This window comes from Methanobacterium veterum (genome assembly GCF_000745485.1).
GTDB classification, from domain to species: Archaea; Methanobacteriota; Methanobacteria; order Methanobacteriales; family Methanobacteriaceae; genus Methanobacterium_D; species Methanobacterium_D veterum.
Map to the genome: position 1 here is coordinate 434,708 of NZ_JQJK01000008.1, position 26,859 is coordinate 461,566.

At 34.1% G+C, this 26,859-nt stretch carries 22 protein-coding genes; 8 read left to right on the plus strand and 14 right to left on the minus strand.

Annotated elements, in window-relative coordinates; all coding sequences use genetic code 11:
• Positions 1–89: 89 nt before the first annotated feature.
• From EJ01_RS02295 to EJ01_RS16870, 5 genes are all read right to left on the minus strand, one after another.
• The gene (locus EJ01_RS02295; protein ID WP_048080305.1) at positions 90–917 is read right to left on the minus strand and encodes an LCP family protein; all 828 of its coding nucleotides are present in this window, start codon (positions 915–917) and stop codon (positions 90–92) included.
• Between the two features lie 142 nt (positions 918–1,059).
• Entirely contained in the window at positions 1,060–1,710 is a 651-nt protein-coding gene (locus EJ01_RS02300) for a nucleotidyltransferase family protein (protein ID WP_048080306.1), read from the minus strand.
• Between the two features lie 112 nt (positions 1,711–1,822).
• Entirely contained in the window at positions 1,823–2,992 is a 1,170-nt protein-coding gene (locus tag EJ01_RS02305; protein ID WP_157197531.1) for a hypothetical protein, read from the minus strand.
• The gene (locus EJ01_RS02310) at positions 2,973–4,487 is read right to left on the minus strand and encodes a Mur ligase family protein (RefSeq protein WP_048080308.1); all 1,515 of its coding nucleotides are present in this window, start codon (positions 4,485–4,487) and stop codon (positions 2,973–2,975) included. The genes EJ01_RS02305 and EJ01_RS02310 overlap by 20 nt, the downstream gene beginning before the upstream one ends.
• A gap of 33 nt (positions 4,488–4,520) precedes the next feature.
• The gene (locus EJ01_RS16870) at positions 4,521–7,310 is read right to left on the minus strand and encodes a Mur ligase family protein (RefSeq protein WP_084689105.1); all 2,790 of its coding nucleotides are present in this window, start codon (positions 7,308–7,310) and stop codon (positions 4,521–4,523) included.
• Positions 7,311–8,011: 701 nt separating this feature from the next.
• Here EJ01_RS16870 and hypD point away from each other — a divergent pair.
• The 3 genes from hypD (at position 8,012) to EJ01_RS02335 (ending at position 11,765) form a co-directional block, all read left to right on the plus strand.
• On the plus strand, positions 8,012–9,061 hold the full coding sequence (gene hypD / locus EJ01_RS02320) for a hydrogenase formation protein HypD (protein WP_048192839.1): 1,050 nt from the start codon (positions 8,012–8,014) through the stop codon (positions 9,059–9,061).
• Positions 9,062–9,141: 80 nt separating this feature from the next.
• Positions 9,142–9,810, plus strand: coding sequence for a phosphoglycolate phosphatase (locus EJ01_RS02325; RefSeq protein WP_052375753.1), 669 nt, complete (start codon positions 9,142–9,144; stop codon positions 9,808–9,810).
• 653 nt (positions 9,811–10,463) lie between these two features.
• Positions 10,464–11,765 (plus strand): TldD/PmbA family protein, encoded by a 1,302-nt coding sequence (locus tag EJ01_RS02335; protein ID WP_048080312.1) that lies wholly within the window; start codon positions 10,464–10,466, stop codon positions 11,763–11,765.
• 326 nt (positions 11,766–12,091) lie between these two features.
• On the opposite strand, the gene EJ01_RS02340 is transcribed toward EJ01_RS02335, so the two are convergent.
• Both EJ01_RS02340 and EJ01_RS02345 read right to left on the minus strand, forming a co-directional pair.
• Positions 12,092–12,442, minus strand: a complete 351-nt coding sequence (locus EJ01_RS02340; RefSeq protein ID WP_048080313.1) for a hypothetical protein — start codon at positions 12,440–12,442, stop codon at positions 12,092–12,094.
• 30 nt (positions 12,443–12,472) lie between these two features.
• Positions 12,473–12,763 carry a hypothetical protein gene (locus EJ01_RS02345; protein ID WP_048080314.1) on the minus strand — a complete coding sequence of 97 codons (291 nt, stop codon included), beginning with the start codon at positions 12,761–12,763 and terminating at the stop codon, positions 12,473–12,475.
• Between the two features lie 83 nt (positions 12,764–12,846).
• On the opposite strand from EJ01_RS02345, the gene EJ01_RS02350 reads away from it, so the two are divergent.
• From EJ01_RS02350 to EJ01_RS02375, 5 genes are all read left to right on the plus strand, one after another.
• Positions 12,847–13,869: a radical SAM protein gene (locus EJ01_RS02350; protein ID WP_048080315.1), complete on the plus strand. Its 1,023-nt coding sequence runs from the start codon at positions 12,847–12,849 to the stop codon at positions 13,867–13,869.
• 730 nt (positions 13,870–14,599) lie between these two features.
• Positions 14,600–15,967 carry a transglutaminase domain-containing protein gene (locus EJ01_RS16275; protein WP_052375755.1) on the plus strand — a complete coding sequence of 456 codons (1,368 nt, stop codon included), beginning with the start codon at positions 14,600–14,602 and terminating at the stop codon, positions 15,965–15,967.
• Between the two features lie 1,232 nt (positions 15,968–17,199).
• Positions 17,200–18,525, plus strand: a complete 1,326-nt coding sequence (locus EJ01_RS16280) for a pseudomurein-binding repeat-containing protein (RefSeq protein ID WP_084689123.1) — start codon at positions 17,200–17,202, stop codon at positions 18,523–18,525.
• A 31-nt stretch (positions 18,526–18,556) separates the two neighbouring features.
• A complete protein-coding gene (locus EJ01_RS02370) occupies positions 18,557–18,952 on the plus strand; it encodes a PepSY domain-containing protein (RefSeq protein ID WP_052375759.1) in 396 nt (131 codons plus the stop codon).
• A gap of 328 nt (positions 18,953–19,280) precedes the next feature.
• Complete coding sequence (locus tag EJ01_RS02375) at positions 19,281–19,820, plus strand: zinc ribbon domain-containing protein (RefSeq protein WP_048080318.1); 540 nt, start codon at positions 19,281–19,283, stop codon at positions 19,818–19,820.
• Between the two features lie 82 nt (positions 19,821–19,902).
• On the opposite strand, the gene EJ01_RS02380 is transcribed toward EJ01_RS02375, so the two are convergent.
• The 7 genes from EJ01_RS02380 to alaS all read right to left on the minus strand — a co-directional run bounded on the left by EJ01_RS02380 (position 19,903) and on the right by alaS (position 26,685).
• On the minus strand, positions 19,903–21,162 hold the full coding sequence (locus tag EJ01_RS02380) for a methanogenesis marker 16 metalloprotein (RefSeq protein ID WP_048080319.1): 1,260 nt from the start codon (positions 21,160–21,162) through the stop codon (positions 19,903–19,905).
• A 189-nt stretch (positions 21,163–21,351) separates the two neighbouring features.
• Positions 21,352–21,528, minus strand: a complete 177-nt coding sequence (locus tag EJ01_RS17475) for a hypothetical protein (RefSeq protein WP_169740427.1) — start codon at positions 21,526–21,528, stop codon at positions 21,352–21,354.
• A gap of 169 nt (positions 21,529–21,697) precedes the next feature.
• A complete protein-coding gene (locus EJ01_RS17735; protein ID WP_331275693.1) occupies positions 21,698–22,219 on the minus strand; it encodes an MFS transporter in 522 nt (173 codons plus the stop codon).
• A gap of 86 nt (positions 22,220–22,305) precedes the next feature.
• Positions 22,306–22,605 carry an efflux MFS transporter permease gene (locus EJ01_RS17740; RefSeq protein WP_245611132.1) on the minus strand — a complete coding sequence of 100 codons (300 nt, stop codon included), beginning with the start codon at positions 22,603–22,605 and terminating at the stop codon, positions 22,306–22,308.
• A 75-nt stretch (positions 22,606–22,680) separates the two neighbouring features.
• Entirely contained in the window at positions 22,681–23,175 is a 495-nt protein-coding gene (locus tag EJ01_RS17745; protein WP_245611133.1) for an MFS transporter, read from the minus strand.
• Between the two features lie 234 nt (positions 23,176–23,409).
• Positions 23,410–23,787, minus strand: a complete 378-nt coding sequence (locus EJ01_RS02390; protein ID WP_048080320.1) for a hypothetical protein — start codon at positions 23,785–23,787, stop codon at positions 23,410–23,412.
• Positions 23,788–23,973: 186 nt separating this feature from the next.
• Positions 23,974–26,685 carry an alanine--tRNA ligase gene (gene alaS / locus EJ01_RS02395; RefSeq protein ID WP_048080321.1) on the minus strand — a complete coding sequence of 904 codons (2,712 nt, stop codon included), beginning with the start codon at positions 26,683–26,685 and terminating at the stop codon, positions 23,974–23,976.
• Positions 26,686–26,859: the final 174 nt, after the last annotated feature.

Consider the following 26,859-nt stretch of genomic DNA (forward strand, 5'->3'; position numbering starts at 1 on the left):
CTCCAATTTAGCTATAAGATCCGCTCTTACCTTTTTAAAATATGTTAAGCATTATTTAAAAAAATTAAATCTAAAATAAGGGGAGAAGATTAGTCCCTCAAGCCCAATTCAGTTACTTTCTTCTCAGCGTCAGTCTTGTCTGGAATAAGGTAATATATTCCATTAACACGCTGGCTTTTCCCAGTAATTATCTCAGTCGGAGCATCATTTATGTCAAAGTCTAGAAGGAGTTTTCCAAGCCTTACTGAGTCATAAATGGGGACATTTGTATGGGTATTTTCACTCAACTGACTTAAAATAGAAGGTAATTTAGGTAAATTAGAAGTTTCTAATGATTCCCTGATAATTTCTGCAATAATTTTTTGATGTCTCTGCACTCTCCCCATGTCTCCTTTACTGTCCTGCCTAAAACGTGCATAAAGCAAGGTTTGATCTCCATTAAGTTTATGTACACCTGCGGGTGCTAATTCCGGCCTATAAGCAGCGATTTGTGGTTCGACATTGATATTAATTCCGCCCAGAGCATCCACAATACTTTTGAACTCTTCAAAGTCTATCACAACATAATAATCTATATGTATGTTCAAGAAATTTTCTACAGTAGTGGTTGTCAAGTTAATTCCACCATAACCATAGGCAGCATTGATCTTATCCATACCATGTCCAGGTATGTCTACTTTACTATCTCGAGGGATAGAAAGAAGGGAAACTTTTTTTGTGTTCTTATCAATAGAAAGAATTGTTATGGAGTCAGTATTACCTGAATAAATTGAATTTTGAGCATCTCTACCCAATAACAGTATATTTATCTTACCGCCGGTTTGCTGATCTGTAAGTTCAAATTCAACCAGGATAGCTGCAGTAATTGAAACTAATATCAATATTATAATTATAAGAGCTTTTTGCCACCTTTTCATTTTTACCCCTCTCGCGTATCATACGTTAAAATTCATTGATTTACGGCTTTAAACAGTTGATATTCATTTTGCAAAGACTTCAAATTATTTTACAATCAATAATTTTATACTATTTTTAATTTTTTATAACCCAAATAATGAATCATTTTTCACATCCCAAATAATCATCATACCTATTAATGTTTACAAGTTCCAGATCATCCTTTGGAGGAACTCCATAAAAAATAGCCCCTTCTTTAAGTATTTTTCTCAAAATTGGGTTTAAATTATCTTTATTTCCAGTTAAATATTTTTTTAAAATATTTGTATGGCATGCAAAGGGCATGCCAAGACCTTCGGCAGTATCCAAATATCCGGATTTTCCCCTTGCAAGAATTGAAACTGTATTTCTAGGTTCTGAACTATGAGATATCCCATTTATAATATTTTTAAAAGTTTCAGATGATACTGTAGGTTGATCCGCTGCAACACAAAGGCAGAAATCATCTTCAGCCTTTTTAACTCCATTTAAAAGAGATTCCGATAATTCAACATTAACTTCAGGATTTATAACTATTTTAACTCTTTCATCATCAAATTCATCCAGTACTGATATTATTTCATCGCTGAAATGCCCTAAAACAACGATACATTCGTCGACACCTGCATTTAATGTATTTTGAAGTGTTTGTAATATTATTGGATTTCCACAAAAATTAAGGAGAAGTTTGTGCCGAATTTCCATCCCACGAGATCTAAAATCTTCCCTCATTCGTCTATTTTTACCTGCCGCAGTTATAATTGCTGATACCATTGGAATCACATTTAATATTACAAACCAGTTATCTATTCCATTAAACACGGAATATGAAATTTAAAAGTTATAAATAAGAGAAAAAAAGGAAATTTAAAATTATTCCTTTAAATCAATTAGGAACAAGTTCAATGACCTTAGTATATATATTCATACTAGTTCCAGACCCTTCAGTCCACATTACTATCTTAATTGGGTAATCTTTAGTATTTGTAACGGTTATACCAGTAGCAGGGTTATAACCTAATTTTACAGCATACTCCCCTGACTGCATACCAACTGGGAGTCCTAATCCTGCATTAAATAGTGCACCTCTCAGCGACCTTGCTGCAGGGCAAACACCATGAGTTACCCATCCGGCTGAAACAGTTGGATCAGAAACTCTTTCAAATCCTACAGTTTCTTTTCCTGATGAAGTTGTATGTGGCGGGATTATAGTTCCATTCCATGCTACTGCAAATGAATGTGCATTGTATGCCCTTTTTGCATTATCATACTCTGCATAATAACCAACCGTATCTGCCCCAGTTCCAATAACTTTTTGGGTTACAGAGCTATTATAAGCAAGTATTGGTAATCCTGCAGGATAAGCTTTCATATAATTTAATACATCACTCCCAAATAAAGATTCAATATTTCCAGGGGCGACTAAATTCCTTCCATCGTTGAACTTTGAAATTGCATAGTCCAGTGTTATACTATCCCCATTACTAGCGCTTTTATACCACTCTTTAACAGCACTTGCGCTCACATAATTATGGGGCACGGTGCCGTTATTGATCTGATCGTAAGCCACTACTTTAATAGTATTTTTTCCTTCTATTATCTTCAAACCATCATTTGTCTTAACTCCAAAGGTATAAGGAGTTTTATATCCATAAACAAAATTACCAGGGTAAGTAACAGTCAATTTATTATCTGTAACCGCTAAAATTCCAGGACCACTGAATCCCTGTGCAGCTCCTTCTTTGGATATACCCGTACTTGTAAGCTGATCAGTTGGAGTTTTAACTGTACCCGTGACCACCGCATCTATAACGTCTAAAAATTCCATGTTACTTATATAATACCCCAAGTATTCAGGATGATAAAGTAAAGGAACCTTTCTAATTTTACTATCATCTGTAACCTGAGTTCCTGCTATAACTGTATCACCTACACTCAAAGCAGTGATGTCTGTTGGCCCCTGTTGTGGACAGTAACTCCCCACAATATTTCCAAATGGATACATGGCTAGTGCCAGTAAAATAAGTATAGCTATGTTAATTTTTGAATTTCCCAAGTATTTCTGAAGAATATTTAACTCCCCCTTCCCCTATTATCAGAATGATATCTTCTTTTTTCGCTTCATTCACTGCCAAATTTAAGCTCTCTTCTACCTGTGCCCTGCTTGCACCTAAAGTTCCTATTTTAGAGGCCTTTTTACTAGATTCTGTCAGTATAACATAGTTATCAACATTAATCTTAGATGAAGCTTTTCTACTAGCATTCGATGCTACTACTATAACATCTGCATCTTTTAATATTTTTGCTATTTCTATATCTCCAGTAATTCCACTTTCAGAGGATACAGTATTTACAACGATTAATCTTGAGGTTTCTGGTTTTTCTCGGATTAAAGTTTGAATTATTGCTTTAACACCCGCAGGATTATGGGCATAATCTATTATTACCTGCTTTCCAATATTTACTTTCTGAAATCGCCCTTTTACCCCTTCAAAAGATTCAATACCTCTCACAATATCATCGAAATCAATATTAAGTGCTGAAGCTCCGCTTGCTGCGGCAAGGGCATTGTAAACATTGTGAATACCTGCCTGTTTGAGTTTAACTTCTGCAGTATTTGATCCTATAACAAGTTTAAAAGAATTATTCTTTACATCAAAAGCTTTAACATCAGGTTCTTTACGTTTAAATCCGCAAGAACATTTATAAACTCCAAGATGACCTAAATAATGCAGGGAATATTCCAGTTCTTTTCCGCATAGAGGACATTCTCTTGTTTCAGGATAAGCTTCTATTTCCGAATCTATACCTTCAATTCCATAAAAAAAGACTTTATGAGAGGTATCGTTACTAAAACCAGTTACCACAGGGTCATCTGCATTAAAAATTAAACAGCGGGCAACATCTACGATCTCTCTTTTGCAGTTTATATAATCCTGGAAGTTATGGGATCCACTTAAATGATCCTTAGAAATATTAGTTATAATCCCTATGCCTACTTCAGATTTAAGGGCACAGTTTTTAATTTCATCAGGATTTCCATGAGTACCTATCTCTAAAACAGCGATATCTCCGTCAAGTCTTGCCTGAAAAGAGGGTATTAATTCCGTGTTTCCCTGCATCTTCAGTTTATGTTCAGGAGTTCTATATCCACTGAGATTTAATATATTTTTGAGCATCCATGTTGTGGTGGTCTTTCCGTTGGTACCTGTTATTCCAACCACAGGTTTACTCACTTTACATGTGCTTAAAATCTCATCTGCACTTATTATATCTGCGTCTGTAACGCTCTTTATTTTTCCAATCAATTTGCTATTTTGAAGTAAGCTTGGAGCAACTACAATTACATCTACATTTTTTAGGATGTTTTCGTCATGTTCTCCAAGATTGAGTTTTATCCCCTCTTCTTCAAGGATATTTATCTGTGGACTGTCTGTTGAAAGATCAGATACAGTGACGTCGACACCGTTATCCTTTAAAACTCTTGCCATTAAACTCCCGACAGTTCCGCAGCCGCCGATAACTACTGCTTTGAATTCTTGTTCTTTCATAAAAATAAATCCGTTTAGCTGGTTCACTGAAATTTAAGTTTTATCTTTATACTCTTTAATACCTTTATATATCTCTGATTTTACATTGTCATATGCATTAACGACACCGGGACCTATATGGATTATTGTATCTCCCTCTTTTGCAATTTCCAATGCTTTAGATATTGAATCTGCAATATTAATTGTTTGGTATGTTTCTATACCATCAGCTCCGTCCACCACTGTCTCCGCTGCTTCAAGATCTACCACTTCAGTAGTTTCATTTTTTGCGCTTGCAATAACCACATCAGCATACTTTCCAAGCACAGTGCCCATCTTAAATTTATCACGAACTGTAAGTGTATCTGGATTATCTACAGATATTATAAGCTTTCCTTCAAGAGTTAAACCATCTAGAAGGCGTTCTGCGGCTTCAGGATTGTGAGCCGCATCCATGAATATATTTATGCCGTTGATCAAGTCAATTTTCTCAAATCTTCCAGCTACTCCAGAAAAACTTTCCATTTTATCTTTAATATAATCTAAATCAAAATTTAAAATCATATCTACAGCAAAAGCAGCCATTGCATTTTCTATATTGCATGCGCCGGGTGATTTAAGCATTATTCTCATAGTACATGGATCTCTATACTTTCTTTCAAAGTTACCGCAGTTACAGTACACTTTACCACAGTTTTTACAAACCACTGTTGGAATAACTCCAGTTTTAATGGTAAATTCTGAACCATAAAGACCTTTAAGCTCAACATCCTCTGCTAATATATCAAAGTCTATATTATTTTTATGAGGATAAGTTCTACCTTCACATACAACTGTTCTAGGTTCATTAAAACCATAATATATGACTTCTTTATCAAATTTAGGGGCCAATATACTTATGATTGGATCATCACCATTTGCAATTAAAATCCCGTTTTTATGGAGTAAATCTTTTATAGCCACATTTCTCTCCACGTATTCTTCATATGTGTTAAATTCATCCATATGATCTGGAGTAAGGTTAGTTAAAACCCCTGCACAAATTTCAAGCCCGTCTAACATTCTTATAGTACCATGAGGAAGTTCAAAAACTGCAAAATCTTTATTTCCAGTTCCGTTTTCGACTATAAAATCAACTAGCCCCTCAATAACAAGCGAGTTCTGCAGGGATGAGAAAAGTAATGTTTCATATCTATCAGATAATGTATAATTTGTCATGTTGGTGGTTGTGGTTTTACCATCTGTTCCAGCAATACCAATCATAGGGATCTTTATAATAGAATTTATCATCTTTCCAATGTCCCTTGTACCAATTTCCATGATTTCGTAGTTCTCTTCACACTCATTAATAAATTGTCGAATTTCAGAATTTTTAGGTACATTTGGAGAAACAAAAACAACATCCGCCCACATTGCATGTTCATTTACATGGGATCCCAGTTCTACAGCTATTCCTTTTTCTTTTAGCTCTTCAATTCTTCTTCTGGCTTTTTTTGGCAGCTGTTCAAATTCTTTAATATCCGAAATAATAACCTCATTGCCAAGGTAGTTTAAAAGATGTGCTGCAGGCCTTCCCGCGTTTCCTGCGCCTATTATCAGTACTTTTTTGCCCCTAATCACTGTATCATCCTTTGTTAATCTCCGTAGTGTTTCCTGTATTTCTATAAGTTTAGTTTGGCCATTTCCACCTATAAATATATTTTTACATTTGTCACTGCACTCCACTGCAAAGTCAACAACGTCGGCTGTATCTTTCATTATTTTAACAGTTCCATTATAACCTTCATTTTTTAACTTTTCAAATGCAATATCTGTTGTATTGTCTAATCCCGGAAATAAAACTATAGTTTCTGGATTAACTTTGACTACTTCCTTTAAAATTTCATATCTACAGGTTTCATTCTTTCTGGGCGTACCAATTATAGCCACATCAAATTTTAACTCATTAAGCACTGCTGCAGTTGCATCAACGTTATCTGTTTTTCCAACCACAAAATTACATCCAGATAAATTAAGAGTTTCTGATCTTCCATTAACTCCTTTAAATCCACTTAACGCATCATCAATATCGCCTTGTGGAATCTCTAAAAATTGTGCAACTTTTTCTGCAGCAGCAGCATTTTGAAGGTTAAATTCACCGAACAGTTTAAGATCTCTGTATCCATTTCCAAAAAAGAACGTTTCATTAGGATAATCTTTAATTCCAGATAAAAATTCATCTTGTCCATTTAATATAGCCGTTTTCCCTTTTAAGAATCTACCTAACGAGTTTCTATAATTCTCAAGAGAATTATGGAAATCCATGTGATCATGCCCTATGTTTGTTACAACTATCAGGTCAAAATCAAAGGCATAAGAACAAAAATCAAGAGTCATATCACAAACTTCAACTATTAAAATGTCACATTTTTGTTTAGAAGTTTCCAGTATAAGTTTTGTGTATCCCCCAAATCCTCCACCAGCATTTCCGCCGATGAGTACATTAAAACCTGCTTTTTCAAGTATTTCCTTAATCATAAAGCAGGTAGTTGTTTTACCATTGGTTCCTGTTACTCCTATTGTAAAAATAGATTTATGATCTGCCAGAATGTCTGATAAAGACTTCTTATGAGATCTTATTTTTTCGCCGATCTTACTACTCCACAAGCTTGGACTTAAAACTACTGCATCTGCAGAATTTATTTTATCAAAATCATGATATCCAAGATCAAGATCCATAGCAGAGTTATGTTTTAATTCCACATTTTTTTGCATATCAGAAGCATAAACTTTATATCCATAATTAATAAGGGATTTTACAGCATTTTTACCTTCTGTTCCCAATCCGACCACTGCAACTTTCATATTACCTACCGATATTTATAATCCTAAAGGTTATTATGACTATCTAAAAATGGCTTCTAAAATAATTTAAATAATATAGATATTTAATTGTAACGCTTGAATTTCTTCGAACTCTGTAAATCGAAAACAGCCGATCCCGTAAATTCATAAATAAGTACCCATTCTTATTATTAAACCTTAATTTATCTATAGAAAGCCATAAGATCATTTTCAATATTAGTTACCTCAAACAGCCATATTTACTTTTTCGTATTAATTTTTTTGTTATTTGTAATAATAAATTTTTTGATAATTCTATTATTCAAGTAATTTGATCTATACAAACTAGAATAATCAATTTGTATTTATTACAATCATATATAAATGATTTTTAATTAATATCATTTGATAAATATATCGTAAATATAAAATCAATGAAATGAAACTAGTATCTCCCAACATAAATAATTTCAAATAATTAAAGCATTTTATTTCGCTAAATAATCCCTAAATTCCTATTAAAATTCAATAAAAATAATAAATCAGCAATTATATAACAATGTATTAACAATATATGAACAATAAACTAAATTGTTTATTTAAAGTCATTACCTAATAAATATCCTTAAACTTATCTGTTAATCCAAGGATTTAATGATAAATAATTATAACAAAAAAATGATTTGATACAATCAACAACGAAAACAGATCAAGGTGACATCATGAAAAATCTATCCAAAGAAATAGTAGAACGCATTGAAAACATTTCAAGGCCCGTTAAAATAATGCACGTATGTGGCTCCCATGAACATACTATAATGCAGCATGGAATAAGATCATTGATTCCAAAAGAAGTAGAAATAGTGGCAGGGCCGGGGGGTCCTGTTTGTTGTGTACCTTCAATAGAAGTTGATGAATGCCTGTACCTTGCACGAAAAGGCGTTACCATTGCAACATTTGGAGATATGCTGAGGGTTCCCGGAACAACAGGGACACTTGCAGACGCAAAGGCCGAAGGTGCAGACGTAAGAATAGTTTATGGGATAAACAATGCGGTTGAAATTGCAGAAAAGATTGATAACGATGTCGTATTCATGGCAGCCGGTTTTGAAACTACTGCACCTACCACTGCAGCAGAAATAGTTGCAGGGCTTCCGAAAAACCTTTCAATTTTATCCTGTCACAGGTTAATACCTCCTGCACTCAAATTTTTAATTGAATCAGGAGAAGTAAACTTAAATGCCCTTATAGAACCAGGTCATGTTTCAACAATAATAGGTACAGAACCATATGAACTATTTTCTAAAAAATATGGTATTCCTCAAGTTGTTGCAGGATTTAATCCATTTGACATACTGATTGCAATTTATATGATATTAAAACAGATGGATGAAGGCAAAGCCGTAGTTCAAAATGAGTATAAACGAGCTGTTAGAGAAGAAGGAAATATAAAAGCCCAAAAACTTATGGATGAAGTTTTCTATATTAAAGACAAAGAATGGAGAGGTTTTCCAGAAATTCCTAATTCTACATATGAAATAAAGGATGAATTCGCAGATTCCAACGCAAGGGAAAGATTCGATATCAAAGTAGAGCAGGGTGAAAAAGTCCCAACTGGCTGCATATGTGGTCCAATTTTGAGGGGAATTGCAAGACCAGAGCAGTGCAAACTTTTCAGGAAAGAATGCAATCCTATGAACCCAATCGGCGCATGTATGGTCAGTAAAGAAGGAACATGCAACATAGCATTTAGATATGGATCAGGATTATAGTCAAAATCTCTAATTGTAACCTCGAACCTAATTTTCAGGTTCCAATTCAATATTTTTTAAATAATTGGAGTAATGTCAGAGTGAAAGCAATTGCTGTAGACATAGATGGTACGATTACTGATAAAAATCGGAAGATATGTGTAAATGCAATAAATGCACTGCGAAAAGCAGAAGATGCAGGTTATCCTGTTATATTAGTGACTGGAAATGTACTCTGCACAGCGAAAATGGTATCCACAATGGTAGGTACATCTGGCGGAATAGTATGTGAAAATGGCGGAGTTGTATATACCACAAAAAGAAATTTAATTCTTGGAGATATCAAAAAATGCAAACCTGCCTATGAACTATTAAAATCAAGGTATGATGTGGAAAAAACAGAATTTTCAGATCTTCGGTCATCTGAAATTGCGATAAAACGCACCATTGATGTAAATACTGTAAAAGAGACTGTAAAAAATTTTGATGTTGTGGTATATGACACTAAATTTGCAATACACATTACAGACCCCCTAGTTAATAAAGGAAAATCGCTTAAAATCATTGCAGAAGATATGGGCATAACCGCTGATGAAATAATTGCAATAGGCGACAGTGAAAACGATCTTGAATTCCTGGAGGTTGCAGGGTTCAAAGTTGCTGTTTCAAATGCAGATGATGATCTTAAAGAAAATACTGATTATGTAACAAAAAAGGCCTACGGTGATGGGGCTGCCGAAGCAATTGAAAAATTCATTTTAAATAAATAATTCAAACCGGGAGGTTGAAGGAAATCCTTCAGATTTCCTGAACATTCGAAAGCAAAGCTTTCGATGTTTACGGAGCATAGCATGCAAATCTATGATTTGTACTCCAAAAATTCGGAGAATTTTTGATAGCTCCGTAACCGTGAAAAACAGAGTTTTTCACATGCCCCGAAATCCTCAAAAATCGAAACTTCGATTTTTGGAACTGTCAAACGCGAAGCATGCAAAAACTCCGTTTTTGCTTGTGCCAAAATCATAGATTTTGAGCAACGTTTGGGGCATCACAATCAAAGATTGTGATAGCCTACAAAAACACAGTTTTTGTAGCCGAGGAAACAGAGTTTCCTCCGGCATCGGAAATCTATGATTTCCAAAAGGTTAGAAAATGCAAAGCATTCGAAAATCGTAGATTTTCGATGTGTCAAAATAAAAATTTTGACAACATGCAAACATGAAATGTTTGCTGTTACAAAATCAAAGCATGCAAAATTTTTAATTTTGCTGCGTCAAAAATCCATGATTTTTGACAGATTTTGTAAACATTTTTCTAAAATTCTTATGAATTTCAAGGGCTTTCAAAAACCAAGGGTTTTTGATGCACCAAACATGAAATGTTTGAGTGCCCCAAATTTTGTAAAAAATTTCGGAGGATTTAAATGATAAATACTGCAGAACGCGCATTAAATCTTGCTTTAAAAGATTCTGATTATGCAGAAGTGTATATAGAAAGAGAAAAAAGTATTGATGTAGACATCCAGAGAAATGAAATTAGTTTTGCAAAAGAAGAAATTACCTACGGATTAAGCGTAAGAGTAATTTTGAGAGGAAAAATGGGATTTTCTTATACAACTAATATTGATAAAATTGATGAAACCGCAAAGAATGCAATATTCAACGCGAAATCTAATATTGAAGATGAATATTTTGATTTTGCCCATGAATCCCAATATGGTCAAGTTAAAGGTACTTATGATAAAAAAAATGAAGCAATGGATATCGAAAGTTCCATAGATTTTGCAAAAGCTATGATAGCTACAGTTGAAGAAGAAAAATGTGAACCAACCTCCGGAGGATTTTCTGCAGGAAAAACAGAGAGTTTAATCCTAAATTCAAATGGTGTAAACCGCAAAGAAATAGGAACATCATTTTCAGGGTTTATAGCAGTAAATGCTGAAAAAGATGGAGAAATATCAACAGCATATGAAGGGGACTCATCAAGGCTCTTTGATATTAACCCTGAATGGATTGCAGATAATGCATGTGATATTGCAAAAAATTCTTTAAACGGCCAACCTGTAGAAACAAAAGATATGGATGTAATATTAGATTACCGTGCATCTGCAGGTCTTCTCGGGACATTTGTCGGTGCTTTTAATGCGGATAATGTTCAAAGAGGCAGGTCTATCTTTGCAGATAAAATAGGAAACGAAGTTGTTTCACCTTCATTAAGCATCTATGATGATGGTACACTTGAAGGAGGACTTGCTTCATCAATAAGTGATGGAGAAGGAACCCCTACCCAAAAAACTGCCGTAATTCAGGACGGAATCCTAAAAAGTTTCATTTATGACATATATACATCTAAAAAAGGAAACACAGAAAGTACAGGTAACGGTATGAGGTCTTCATTTGCAGATATGCCTTCAGTGGGCTTAAGTAATTTTGTTCTTGAATTTAAAGATACCCTTGAAATAGAAGATATTAAAGAAGGAATACTTGTTACAGATGTTTTAGGTGCACATACAGCCAACCCAATTTCAGGAGACTTTTCAGTTGAGGCCAACAATGCATTTAAAATAGAAAATGGAGAAATTAGTTACCCTGTTAAAAAAGCTATGCTATCTGGAAACATATTTGATGTCATGAAAAATGCATCAAGCGGTTCTAAAGAAATCAGACAACGCGGGCCTTTCGTTATTCCACGTATTCTAGCCCCAAATTTAAGAGTGGTAGGTTAAGTAATTCTATTTTTAGTCTAATTAAAGAGATTTGGAATTAACCAAATCTATCTTTAGTTTTAAAATAAAAGAAAAAAGTAATTCCTTAGAGATACTTGTTTTATAGTGAATGAAGTAACTTTTTAAACTTATAAATTTTGGATATTCGAAAATCTACGATTTTCGATACGTCAAAACTGAAAGTTTTGACAGTAGTTGATTAAGTTTACATTGATAAATTGAGGAAAATCCCAAAGGATTTTCTGAACATTCGAGAGTTTAAAGCACATAAACAAATTTCTTATGGTTAGTCAAAAATATTTGGTCATTCACTATAATTCAAACATTTAGAGCGGCCTGTAACTTTCATTAAGTATCTTACTTTTAACATTAGATGCTTCTTCCTTAACTACAGGCATCTCATCGTCATTGAGATACAGATTTAATTTAATCATTCCTTCAGGTTTTACAGGGCCCACCACAATATCTGATCTTCGATCTATTCCTGTAAACCGCAGGTGAGTTGCTTCATTTTCATTTACAGGTTTACCCTCCTCATTTTCATATTCAACATCATGCCCCGTATATGTTGAAGGAATACGAACTTCTGAAGCAGGTATATCTTCAGGCACATTTACATCTTCAGGTATTGGAATCAATTCTATTCTTGGTAATTTTTTCCATCCTTCCCCAGGCAAAATATCACCTCCACTACTAATTCACAGAAACTACCTTTCATTCAGTTTATGGATCAATTCATCCTTGTTTTTAACTTCAAATGTATATGTACGTCCATAAAATGGTTCAGCGAATTTTTTAGACTCTTCAGATACTTTCATGACATGTTTCAATGGGGATCTTTTCATAGTACCTTCAGGATATACAATATTGTTTTCAAACCATTCAGCATCTTCTTCATTTTTAAATTCAACTATTATGGCTATTTTCTGGTCGATTAGTTTACATTCACCACAATTATCCTGAAAGGCGCTTTTTATTTCCTCAAACTGTTTTGTCATAATGATCTTTTATTATTATATATGACTTCATTAATACTTTTGAGTCAAACATATAATCTATTCAGAGTATAAAATTAAGATCAATGAACAGCGCTATAAAAAAGGAACTTTCAACTTATTTTAAAATTATGCTCAATCAAAGAGCATCAAGAGTTAAAGTATCTTCAATGATAGAAGCAGAAGAAAGTGAGAATAATAATGCTCTTTGGAGAGAGCATGAATGTATTCGAAGCGAATTTAAAGAAATATTCAATACAATATCCTTTGATGACATTAAAGAACCAGATTTTTCTTATCTTGATCTAAAAAGAAAGATTGCAGAAAAAATATTTGAAAACTGCTATTTTTGTGAAATGAAATGTCATATTAACAGAACTACAGAAAAAGGGTTTTGCAACGTGGAAAATCCAAAAATAGCATCTGAATTTATGCACATGGGTGAGGAAGCCCCCATTATACCCAGCCATACCATCTTTTTTACAGGCTGTAATTTTGAATGTATTTACTGTCAAAATTTTGATATAAGTCAATTTCCAGAAGCAGGAATAGAAATAAGTGAAATGCACCTGGCAGAAATAATTGATAAACGGAGAAAAGAAGGTTCAAGGAATGTAAACTTCGTTGGAGGAGATCCCACCCCAAATTTATATTATATTTTAAAGACAATGGAGCTGTGTAATGAAAACATTCCCGTGATCTGGAACAGCAATTTTTACATGAGCGAAGATGCCATGAAACTTCTTGATGGTTTTGTCGACTTATTTTTAAGTGATTTTAAATATGGACCAGAAGGATGTGGAGAAAAGCTTTCTAAAGTGCCTAATTACTGGAACATCGTAACAAAGAATCATAAAATGGCAAAAAAATCTGGAGATATGATCATAAGACATCTTGTACTTCCAGACCATGTTGAATGCTGTTCAAAACCTATTTTAAAATGGATAAGTGAAAATTTAGGGAAAAAAACAGTTGTAAATATTATGGGACAGTATAGGCCCGTTTATAAAGCCTATGAATCTAATGAAATCACAAGATATCCAAACCATCAAGAAATGGAAGAAGTAGTTAATTATGCAAAAAGTTTGGGTTTAATAAATTTAATTTAATTACAAGTTTTATCTAACACGTTTATTTTACGTTAGCGCTAATTATTTATAACTTTTTATTAGCCCATTTATTCCATTACTCGCATCAACTGTTTTTAACAGTCAGCAGAAATATTAATAGTTAATTTATGTAAAAACTAGTTGATATTTATTTCTATAAAATACCCCATTTACCTAATAAATATACATCATTTTACAAAAAGGAATAAAATTCTTATAATATCCATTAAATCATTTTAAGTTAAATAGAACGTTTAAAAAAGTTTATTCCAAATTAAGACAGTAATAGTTGAATTATAAAAGTAATAGGTATAACCCCTTTTGATATACAATGTTTGAAATAAACTGATCTATCCAAAATAATAATTGAAAGAGCTCACCCCACATATCTTATTTCAATAACCACACAATAGGCCTTAAATACTAAAAAGAGCTTTAAACATACTTTTTTTGAGGATTAAAATCAAAATATTTATATGATATGGAATATTAACTATTTTCTACCCATAGAAAAACTTTAATTAGTTTTTTTCCCACCACAAAACCACAGGTTTTATAGGCATGGAAAAATTAAAAAAATTTTTCAGTATGGGTAACTGGAGGCGTTATTATTAAGAGAAAACTGCCTTTTGCAGTTCTACTAGTACTTTGCCTATTTCTGGCAAGTATAGCTGGCGCAAGCGCAGCAGATGTAGGTACTGCACAAGCACAGGCTGCTAATAACAGCACTGTGCAAGGAAATGCTGGAATACACACAAATGATACAGACAATGAAAATGGATCGGTTGTAAATGAAACCGATGAAAGTGTAAAAACTGTGGAGGATACGAGTACTGATACATCAAATGCCAGTACTAACCAAACCGCCGTTGAAACACAAGCAGTTGCACAAGATAGAGCAAATACAAGTGCTAATCAAACTGCAACAAATTTAACAGCAACTTCAACAAATTCAACCAGCAAAAATTCAACAAATACAGAGACAGATACAAAAAACGCAGTACAAACTGCAGTAAATAACAGTAAAAATTCAACAGTCACAAAAACAAACACAATGAATAATGCAACCAGTACTCAAACACAAAGTGTTGGGTACAAAACTATCAGCAGTGATAGTTCTAAAAAATATGCAGCTGCAGGAGAAACAAAAGTTTCTAAAAGCTTTACTGTAAAGCAAATCAACGATGCAGCGGCAAAAGTTAAAGCATATATCGAAACCCACCATGTACTTCCAAGTTATGTGACAATTGGTACAACTCAGGTGCAAATGTCTGATTTCCTGAAATTGTTAACTGCAAATTTACTGCAGTTAAACAGCGGGAAAACAACATCAATAACACTAAAAAGCATACTTAGTGCGCCAAAACCTACTGAAAGCGTTAAAAGTGGCACTATAAATAAAGCAGGTTATTTAGACCTTGCTAAAAGAGTTAATGCATTTATAAATACGAATGGTATCTTACCAAATTATGCAAACAGCAATCTTGGCAAACTGAATTATAAATCATTGATTTACATGTTTTCCAAGATAACAGCTTTCTACAATACAAACAGTAGACTGCCAAATTATGTAACTGTTAATCCATGGAGTAAAGTCGGAACTTCAGATACATCTCCGTCGACTCCATCAACACCAGTACCTGCATCACTACAAAAGTATCTCAAAGCAACAAAAAACTGTCAGGTGACTAATTCACAGATTCAGGCACTGGCAAAATCAATAACAAGCGGTAAATCATCCACATATGCTAAAGCATCAGCAATATTTAACTGGGTAAGAGACAACATAAAATACGACTTTTATTATAATAGTATAAAAGGAGCAACAGGCGCATTAACATCAAAATCAGCAAATTGCTGTGATACTTCTAACCTACTGGTAGCTCTCGAAAGAGCAGCAGGAATCCCAGCAAGATACGAGCATGGCTACTGTAAATTTTCAAAAAACTGGTATGGACACGTCTGGACACAAGTATACGTAGATGGTAAATGGTATAGAGCAGATGCAATCAGTTACAGCAATACTTTTGGTGTTATTAACAATTGGAATACATCAACGGCAACAATATATGGAACATATACATCCTTACCATGGTAAATTATAGTTGCAGTAAATTGTTCAGCTGAGAAAAAAATATCAGCTAGAACTATATAAATTTTATTAGCGGCTGTAAAAAGCATTATTTAGACTAATAACAGTCATATGTAGGCATATAAAGCAGATAACATTAAAACAAAGTTACAAAAAAAATATTCATAAAAAACAATCACCTTCACACATTAAATATTCTATTCAAGTACGCAATACATGTAAATGGACAGAGAATATGAATATATGCCCTTTATTGAAATTAAGATGCACGGGTAAGGAAGTTAATGCTTTAACGGACATAATGTTGGAGACACTGAATTTAGTGTGTTCCTCTAAAATTGGTTTAAACTGGAAAAATCTCAAAGAGATTTATGCTCGAAAATTCTATGAATTTTAGAAAATGCGAAGCATTTTCTAACTCCCAAAAATCGGAGATTTTTGAGGATTTTCGGCACCCTAGGAAACATAGCCTACGAAAAACAAAGTTTTTCGTGCTCCAAAAACCGAAGGTTTTTGAGAGTTTCCTGGGCCCCAAAATCATAGATTTTGAAGGCCCCAGAAATTCACAGAATTTCTGAGGGGTCCTTTTTCTTTTTAGTCTTGAAAAATTAAGATCTATGTAATCTCCTTTAATTTTTAATGTATTTGTCTCGACATATTCACAGCATCTAAATTTTCAATTTTGTATTAACCTTGTTTGAGTCATACGTTATCACTGAAATTTTAGTATTAACAAATGGAGAATAATAATTAAGCTATACAAAAAACAGTTAATACCCCTTTTTGTTAGTAAATTTTTTAACATAATAATTAATAATTAATTAATAAAAATGAATAAAATTCTTAAAATTTCAAATAACTTCGTTTAACCCAAATAGAATGTTAATAGAGTTTATTTAATGATTACTCCAATTATGCCATGAGTATAAAAGCAATGTAAATACCTCTTTTTGCCAAATAATGTTTAAAATAAGCTGATTTACTGAAAATAATAATTGAGAGAGTTCATCCCAAAGATCTTATTTCAATAACTCCACAGCGTGTCCCAAATCGTAAAAAGAGCCCAATACGTGCCTTTTTTTGGCATTAAAATCAAAAGGTTTATATGGTATAGCACATTAACTACTCCATACCCATAGGAAAACTCTGATTGAGTTTTCCCATGATTGGTAATCGGAGGCGGTATAATTACGAGAAAATTGCTTTTTGCAGTCCTATTAATATCCAGTCTATCTTTGATGGGTATAGCTGGCGCAAGCGCGGCAGACGCAGGAACTGCACAAACACAGGCTGTTAACAACAGCACTGTGCAAGAAAAAGCCAATATACAAATAAATAATACATGCAACACAAACAAATCGGTTGCAGCACAAAATTCAACCGATGCAAGTGTAAAAACAGTGCAGAATACAAGTACTGCCACATCAAATGTCAGTACCAACCAAACCACCGTTAAAACACAAGCAGTAGCACAGAATACAGTAAGTACAAAGGATAATCAAACTGCAGTAACTTCAACAGCGACTTCAATAAATTCAACCAGCAAAAATTCAACAAATACAACCAGTACTCAAACACAGGCAGCAGCTGCAGGAGAAACAAAAGTATCTAAAAACTTTACTGTAAGCCAAATCACAGATGCCGCAGCTAGGGTCAAAGCATACGTTGAAACCAACCACAAACTTCCAAACTATGTGACAATTGGTACAACCCAGGTTGAAATGCCTGAGTTTTTAAAACTACTGACTGCAGGTTTACTACAGTTAAACAACGGAACAACAACATCAATAACACTTAAAGATATAAATAGTGCAGCAAAACCTAGTGAAAGTGTTAAAAGTGGTAATATAAATAAAGCAGGTTATTTAGACCTTGCTAAAAGAGTGAATGCGTTTATAGATGCAAATGGTGCTTTACCAAATTATGCAACAAGCAGTCTTGGTAAATTAAATTATCAATCTTTAATTTACACATTTTCCAAGATAATGGCTTTCTATAAAACAAACGAACGGTTACCAAGTTATGTTACAGTAAAGTCATGGAGCACAGTTGGAACTTCAAGTACATCAACTTCAAATTCTTCAAACACATCTACATCGGTACCTGCATCACTGCAGCAGTATCTTAAATCTACTACAAACTGTCAGGTAACTAATTCACAGATCCAAGCACTGGCAAAATCAATAACAAGCGGTAAAACTTCCACGTACGATAAAGCAGTGGCAATATTTAACTGGGTAAGAGATAACATAGGTTATTCCTTCTATTACAACACCAAATACGGTGCTGTAGGCACTTTAAGCAAAAAAACTGGAAACTGTGTTGATACAGCTCATCTGTTAATAGCACTTGAAAGGGCCGCAGGAATACCAGCACGATACGAACACGTTAAAGCTAAATTCACAAGCGGTAACTGGTACGGGCACGTTATTGCCCAAGTATACGTAAACGGCAAATGGTACAATGCAGACGCAACCAGTTCTAAAAACACGTTTGGTGTTATTAAAAACTGGAATACAGGAACAGCGACATACAAAGGTACATACGCTACATTGCCTTTCTAAATCTAGTTAAATAAAAAAATGAGGTTGAATGATGATTAAAAAATCAATAGTTGCAGTAGTGGTAATGCTGGCTGCAGCGGCACTGGTATTCGGTGCTTCTGGAAACCACATAAATTCCACCAGCAATTCTAATCAGGGACAACAGTCATCTGTTACTGGCGACAGTTCGTCTAGTGACAGCACATCAGATAGCGACAAAGCATCAGATAATACAACTAAACCAAAGATAACTTCAGAAGAAGCCCAGAAAATAGCCCAAAAGTACATTAACGTAGAAGGAGCAACCGCAGGAACACCCAAATTGATCAAAACTGATGGTCAATACATATACGTGGTTCCTGTTATCGACAACGGAACAAATGTTGGTGAAATAGACATTAACGCTATAACTGGCAAAAACGTTGGAGGAGCAGGTGGAGCACCTTAAGGTGTTTTCCCAAATTGATTACACTGAAAAGATCTCTTATGATATCTTTTCCTATTTTTTTATTTTAAAATTGCCCAATTTATTATCTTCTTTAAAATTTATTATCACACTTTTTAAGGCATGAAAGTCTGTAAAGTTTAAAAAAATAAAATAACAGGATAGTACATAATTTTAAATATTTGAGTCCATAGTTTATTACATAGTTATAAATAATTAAAGGAGTTAACATACCTAAACACGATAAAGCAGATAAAATATTTATCTCAATTTTATAAATAACACATGGTGAAGTAATTAGATTTATTAAAACCACAAATAAGTGATAAAAATGATATGTGATAACTGTGGGGCAGAAATAGATAACAAAGAAACATACTGCCCTAACTGCGGAATGGAACTTCCAACTTCTAAATCCTCAAAAAAGAAAAGTTATAAAAATTCACAGCAGTTTGATAGTTTCCAGTCAAAGAAAAAATATAAAAATTACCCTAAAAAAGAACATTTTGAGGGGAAAAGCTCAAGAAGAGAGACTGATACATCTGATTTTACATATGATATTCCCCATCCAAAGGCAGATTATACAAATTATAATGAAGAAGAAGATTACAAAAGAAAGCCTTTAAAAAGAAAATATTACGGCAGCCCTTCAGCTTCTAAACGCCATGATTCACCCTATAAAAACGATATGGATTATGAAAGTTATTATAATTACGGAGAAGAAGAAGTTCCTGAAACAAAAAAATCAAGACTTAGTTTAGGTACAATATGCCTCTTCATGATCATGATACTTCTGCTTGGATTTGTTATAGGGCTGATACTGTTTTCAAATACGCAGATAACTCCTAGCGTTCCTGGATTCAACAGTTAGTATCAACTCCCAACTTATTTTAAAATAAAATTTAGCTAGTATCATTATATCTAAAAATGAAGCTAGCTAAACCTGCGGTTTACTAATACCATCCTGAAATTGAAAACTTACCTTCCATAATTCTTTTTTTAAGATCACCAGTGAGTTCCCGTGCCCTTTTAATATCAGACTGTCTGCATATTATAGGCACATCTATAACTTCATTGTCCATTTTGAATTTCAGTTCACCACGTTTCATTTCGAATGCACCATGTTGACATGAATAAGCACACATGCCACAACCAAAGCACTTCCTTTCATTTAAAGTACCTTCGTATGCTCCAGTAGGACATCTTTCACGTACCATACATACCCCGCAGTTTAAACATGCTTCAGGATCGTAAACTGGCCTTTCATCATTATCACTCCATACAGAAGCATAGTCTGTAAACCCTAAAACTTTATGTCTTCCACGTATATCTGCAACAGGTAACGGTATATCTTTATTTAGGATAAAAGTGTTCTTCAAAATTTCATCATTTAGAATCGGGATCGCAGCAGCTACACTGTTGAAAACTTCGGGCCCTGCTGCTGTTTTGAACCCTCCCAAGTAATGTGGATCCATATCTGCCATATCTGCAGCTACCATTAAGTTCGGTTTTTCAGGAGCACTTCTTGTCCCACTGCCAAGAACAATTCCTTCAGATCCACACAACAGCACTTTAGTTCCTGTTTTTATTGTTTTCATCTCCGGATCATTTTGCAGCGGATTTAATTCGCCGCAACCTGAAAATGAAAGCCCTTTAAATGGACCTTCCATATCTACAGCATTAAATATAGATGCAACAGGTTCTTCAGTTGGGTTTAAAAATGCAGTGTAATTTTTAAATGCTAGACGAGTTCCAATCATCCGCGCCATGCCCATTTCTTCAATATTAGTGGTTGATTTTATAATTTCCCCGTGAATGGACTCGACTTCAATTTCTATATCTTTTCCTTCTACAATATCCTTAAATAAGAATCCTCCACCATAATCCTCATCATAAATACTGTGTGACGTACCGTAAGCTATCAAATCAACAGATCCCAGCCATTCATTTGGACATGGACCTGGGAACCCTGGGACACCGTTTAAAAGAACTTTTTTTGCTTTTTTAAATGATCCTGGTTCCCCTGCTTTTATGTGAAATACCGCAGCTGTTCCAGACATTATTCCACATGTTCCTGCAGTTACAACGTCAATATCTTCTGCTTTTGGTTCTTCTCCATCCCTTACAAGGTTACTAACTTCTTCTGCTGTTAGTACAGTTGCTTCTCCTCGTTGGATTTTCTGATTTATTTCTTCAATGTTACGAATGTTCAAAAATATGACCCCGTGATTTTTTAAAATTTATAACTATTGTTATATTAAATGAATTTATATAAAACCTTATTTAATGTTATCTCAATTAAACTATATTTATTTTATTAAAATTAAAAAAAGAGAAATTAAAACAGTTAATAAAATATAAAAATCAAAGAAATCATTGTATTCAGCAAAATAGTTAAATATTTATCTATTTGAAGGTATAGCAAAATATCTACGGATTCCTCCAGCTATAATCCATATTATAACAGCGCCAAATATTCCATATTTCCATTCATATATATCAAGTATAGGTGCAAGAAGAACTAAAAGTCCTACAACGCCTAAAATGTAAAGTATAAAATCTGCCTGCCTATCTTCCATTTTTCTATCTCCCCATGTTAATTTAAATATAGTTAAGCTAAAACTTATTGTTATTTAGTTATTTATGAGCCAATATATAAGTTTTATGGGAAAATATAACATATTAACTATTTTCAGTAAATAAAGAGGACATATTACTATTTGTGCCTAAATTATACTCCGCCAATTCTTAAAGAGAAGCTATTTTTCCATAAGCCGTTGTTAATATTCCCATAAAACATGCCACTGCAAAAACCTTAAATGCAACCCTTATGCTTCCCAAGAGATTGAAATAGGTATCAGGTGTAATTTGAACCTTTCCAATTAGCAGCGAAAAGATCAATATAATAATTCCAAAGCTTAAAACCTGCCCGCTAAGCCGCATTGTACTGGCCGTTGCAGAAGCTACTCCATAATTACGTTTCTTAACAGATCCCATAATTGCGTTGGTATTAGGGGAAGAAAATAGAGCAAATCCAGAACCAAGCACAAGCTGTCCTGCTATTACATATGGCAAAGCTGTAAAAAATCCCACATAACTAAAAAACGATAGTCCTACAGCAGTTAATGCCATTCCAACTGAGGCTAGTATCCTCGGATCAATTTTGTCAGATAGTTCTCCTGCAATTGGAGATACAATAACCATTATAAGTGGCAGAGGTAACAGAACTAATCCTGCCTTTTGAGGTGTATATCCCAATATGTACTGCAAGTAAAGGCTTAATAGAAAAACCGCACCTGTAGTCGTGCTGTAGTTAATTAGAGCCGCTAAATTGGATAAAGCAAAAACTTTATTTTTTAAAAAAGGTCCATGTCTAGAAGAGGATTATCTACCTTTGTATCCACCAATATGAACACAATGATTCCGATGATTCCCATTACTGTTAATATTATCCCTAAAGTTCCAGGGAGAGATGAAAATCCATACATCAATAAAAGGAGTGTAAAGCTATATACAACTGCGCTTTTAAGATCGAATTTTTCACCCATACATTCAGCCCATTCTCCTTTTAACCTCAAAATAACAAAAGAAATCACAATTACACCAAGCAGTACATTTAAAAAGAATATACTCCTCCATCCGAGATATTGCGTCATGATTCCGCCTAAAAAAGGACCAATTGAAAGGCCAAAATAAACTCCTGCAAGATTAATTCCCAGGGCTTTCGAAAATCATTGATTTTCGAATGCACAAACACAAAGCATGCGAAAACTTCGTTTTCGCTGCGTCAAATCGAAGATTTGACAGTGTTTGTTAGTTTTTCCCCTTTCTGCTAAAGGGAATACAGAAGTTAAAATTGCCACCCCCGTACCAAACATCATTGAAGCTCCAATACCCTGAAAAGCTCGAAATATGATAAGCGACATTGCAGATGGTGCAGTGCCTGAAAGAAATGAAAAAATAGTATAAGTAATTATTCCACAGGTAAATATTCGTTTTAATCCATAAATATCAGCAATTCTCCCAAACGGAAGTGTAAAAATAGCTGATGCCAACAAAAATGATGCTGAAATCCAGCTGAGCAAAATCGCATCTGCAGCAAACTCATTTCCAATGGTTGGAAGTGCAACATTGAGGGAAGAACCCATAAACGGTACAAGAAAAGCAGCTAATGTGGCAGCCAGTAATGCAGTCATTTTAGTTACGTCATTGGCCTTGTTTTCCATAGCAGTTCCTTCTTAAAAAATCTAAAACAGTTGAAATTAAAATAAAATTACAACTATTCTAGTAACCACCAACTATTAATCTTTCGTAACTAACCTGTTTCAATATATAACTAAGCCACAATTATTTAAAATACAGATATTGCATCTTTAATTCTTATAACTCCCATAAAAAAGATAAATCTTAAATTTTCCTAAACTATAAAACTTCACCCCCTGCATTTTTATTTCATCCAATTAACCCATATTAGAATACCTGCCAAATGTACCTGCCGTTACCCATATAGCAATTGTACCCAACAGTACGTATATCAATGAATAATGAAATGTACCTACCATTAAAAATATCAATCCAATACTGCCTATAACTCCCATTACAGTTTTCCCAATAGCACCGCCTATGATCCATAATATGAAAGCAGCCATTAACCCATAATTAAGATTATAAAGCTTAAATAGTCCACCTAATAAAATTATAAGCCCTAAACCACCTAATAAATAGGTTAAGGCGTTTTGTTCGTTCCTCCGCATTATCTTTCCTCCAATCAGCACCATTAATGTCATTATGTATCCTAAAAAAGATATTCCAAAACCTGTTGAATTATTACAGAACAATACCTATATAACCTTTATGAAAAAGTACAGTATTAGTATTATCAATAATGCAAAAGAAAATCTAAAATTATGCAGATTTAAGTTTGAACTAAAAATAAGTGTTTAAATTAATAAAAAAGAAATTAAAAGTCCAATATTACTTAAAAAGACATATTTAATTATTTAAATTAAAAAATAGAAAAAAGATTAAATCTTTTTTAATTCAGTAACTGCAAAATCAAGTGCTTCTTGCATTTTTTCAGCTTGTGGCCCTGCACCTTGAGCAAGATTTGGCCTTCCGCCCCCACCACCGCCGAGAATTGCAGCAGCATCCTTTATGATACCATTAATCTTGATACCGTTTTCAAGCGCTTTTTTAGAGATGGCACCAACTATTTTACCTTCGCTGCTTCCAAGAAGCACAACATCAACTTTTCCCTGTTTTTCGGTTAAGTCAGTTGCCATTTTTATAAGTTCATTCATGTCTGAATCAATAATCTCACTTAAAACAGTTAAATCACCAATTTTTTCAGTTTTGTTTAAAATTCCTTCGGTTTTAAGTGATGCAATTTCTCCTTTAAGTTTATCAATTTCATTTTTAAAGGATTTCCACTCGTTAAAGAACCTATCACAGGTTTTAGGAAGTTGTTCTGGTGTGACTTTAAATACGTCTGAACTTTCTTTTAATATATTATCGTTGCGCTGTGCTGCTTCAATTGCAGCTTCACCTGCTGAAAATTCAATCCTTTCTACACCGTCTTGAATTCTTTCGGTCTTGGTTATTTTTATAAGTCCGATATCTCCAGTTTGATTACAGTGTGTTCCGGCACATGCCTGCACGTCAATTCCGTCAACTACAACTGTCCTTATGTCCATTCCAGGGACAATTCCGCCCTGATATAATATGAACCCATATTTTTTCTCGGCTTCTGCCCTTGCCATCCAGTTTGTAAGTACAGGACGATTTTCCATGACGAATTTATTTGCCAGCAGTTCAATTTCCTGAAGTTCTTCAGGTTCTATCCGCTTATAGTGAGTAAGGTCGATCCTTGATTTTTTAACGCCTTTTTGGGCTCCTGCTTGCCATATGTGATCTCCAAGGATCTTTCTTGCTGCTGCAACGATTAAGTGAGTTGCAGTGTGGTTTCGGGTTAAAGCCATCCTTCTGGAAATATCGATCTGGCCGCTGATTATCTGACCTTTGTAAGGATGCACTTTTTCAATATCCTCTTCAGCCACCCTGTGTAAAACGGTACTGTTAACTTTTTCAGCGTGTAAAACTTTTATTTTTTCGCCGCGGATCTCAAGATACCCAATATCCGAAGGCTGACCTCCCCCTTCAGGATAGAATACAGTTTGATCCAGTACTACATTATTTTCATATGTTCCAAGCACATGAGCCTCAAATTGTGTATCAAACGGCTTCTGGTAGAACAATAAATCAGTGGCTGGGAACTCAAGTTCAATTTCGGCTTTTTCTTCCGGAGCTTCTTCTTCATGCTCAGCAGCTACCAATGTATAGAAATTATCAGGCACTTTTACCTCAAATTCCATCTTTTCAGAGATTTCCTTGGTAGTCTCTGGAGGAATTCCATGGGATTCATAAAGCTCTTTAAGTGTCTCAAACGGCATCTCAGTTTTATTCTTTTTCCTGAGTTTTTTAATGCTTCTTTTAACAAGTTCTCTGCCTTTTGAAACAGTTTTATCGTACCGTTTATCCTCTAAATTAATTACATTAATTATATGATCTTGACTTTGCCTGATTTCAGGATAGGTCTTAGACAGGAAATCAAGCTGTATTTTCATTATATCTGCCAGGGACTCTTTTAATCCCAATTCTTTTATGAAACGGATTGTTCTCCTCAGGACAAGTCTTGCAAGATATCCCTCTTTAACATTGGAAGGAATTACACCATCGGCAAGCATGAATGCAAGGCATCGTGTATGGTCCGCAATTACATAAATAGCTTCCATTGGTTTTGTAGCCCTTTCAAGGTCATCTAAAGATATATTAAGCCTATCTGCAACCTTTGACCTTAATTCTCTCAGGTCTGCAAATGTTTCAATGTCCATCATACCTGCAACTTGAGCATTCTCTGCTAAGATTCTCTCATCAACTTCAACACCAGATAGTTCCTTTAATGTCTGTATTACAGGTCCAAAAGAAGCATCGTAGGCTGTTGGTGTTCCTTGAGATATCCATGCGAATCTTTCAAGTCCATATCCAGTATCTACAACTGTAAGTGGAATTTCTTCAAGTTTTCCATCAGGTAATGTTTTATATTTAATAAAAACAAGTGTTGCGAGTTCTACTCCCCTGACACAAATTTCATAGCATGGTCCGGCGTTTCCTCCACCTTTCCACCAGGATTCAATATATGTGATTTCTTCAGGGTTGATTCCAATTGATTTAATAAAATCATGACAGTATTTTACTGTTTCATCTTCCCAGTAAATCTGTTCTTTATCAGTGTTAAAAGCGTGATGTGCACCCATTGTAAAACACGTCATGTGTCTGCCGGTCCTTCCGACATTATCCACATCGTTAAGTCTTATTGATGGTTGTGCGACTACCAGTGGGTTTGCAGGTGGTTCTACGGCGCCAGATGTTACCCATGGTTGAAAATCGTAAATTGATGCCCCTACTAAAAAAACATCGTCTCTCCACCTTTTTGCAAGAACCGGATATCTCTTTATAGGTGTATGTCCGTGTTGGGCAAAAAATTCCTTAAAAGCTTTTTGAATTTCGTAGAGGTCATATTTTTTATCTGTTGCAGGATTTCCAATAAATGTATATTCATCGCAGGGTGCATCCCCACATGTCTTTCTATCTCCAATTGACCAGAAATCGTTTCCACAGGTAATACAAGTTTTTTTAGTAAATCCTAGTTCTTCAAGTTGGCGAGACATAGTAATCATTGATAAAAGTTATTAAATTATAGTAAATTACCAAATATTTTTATACAACACTTTGAACTGTGTTTTTATTTTTAAATATTAATTTTTATAAATTGAATAATTTACATTTTTGACTTAAAATAGCAGTGTAATTAAAATAAAAAAATAGAGAAAGCCAAAAAATGGCTTTGAAGT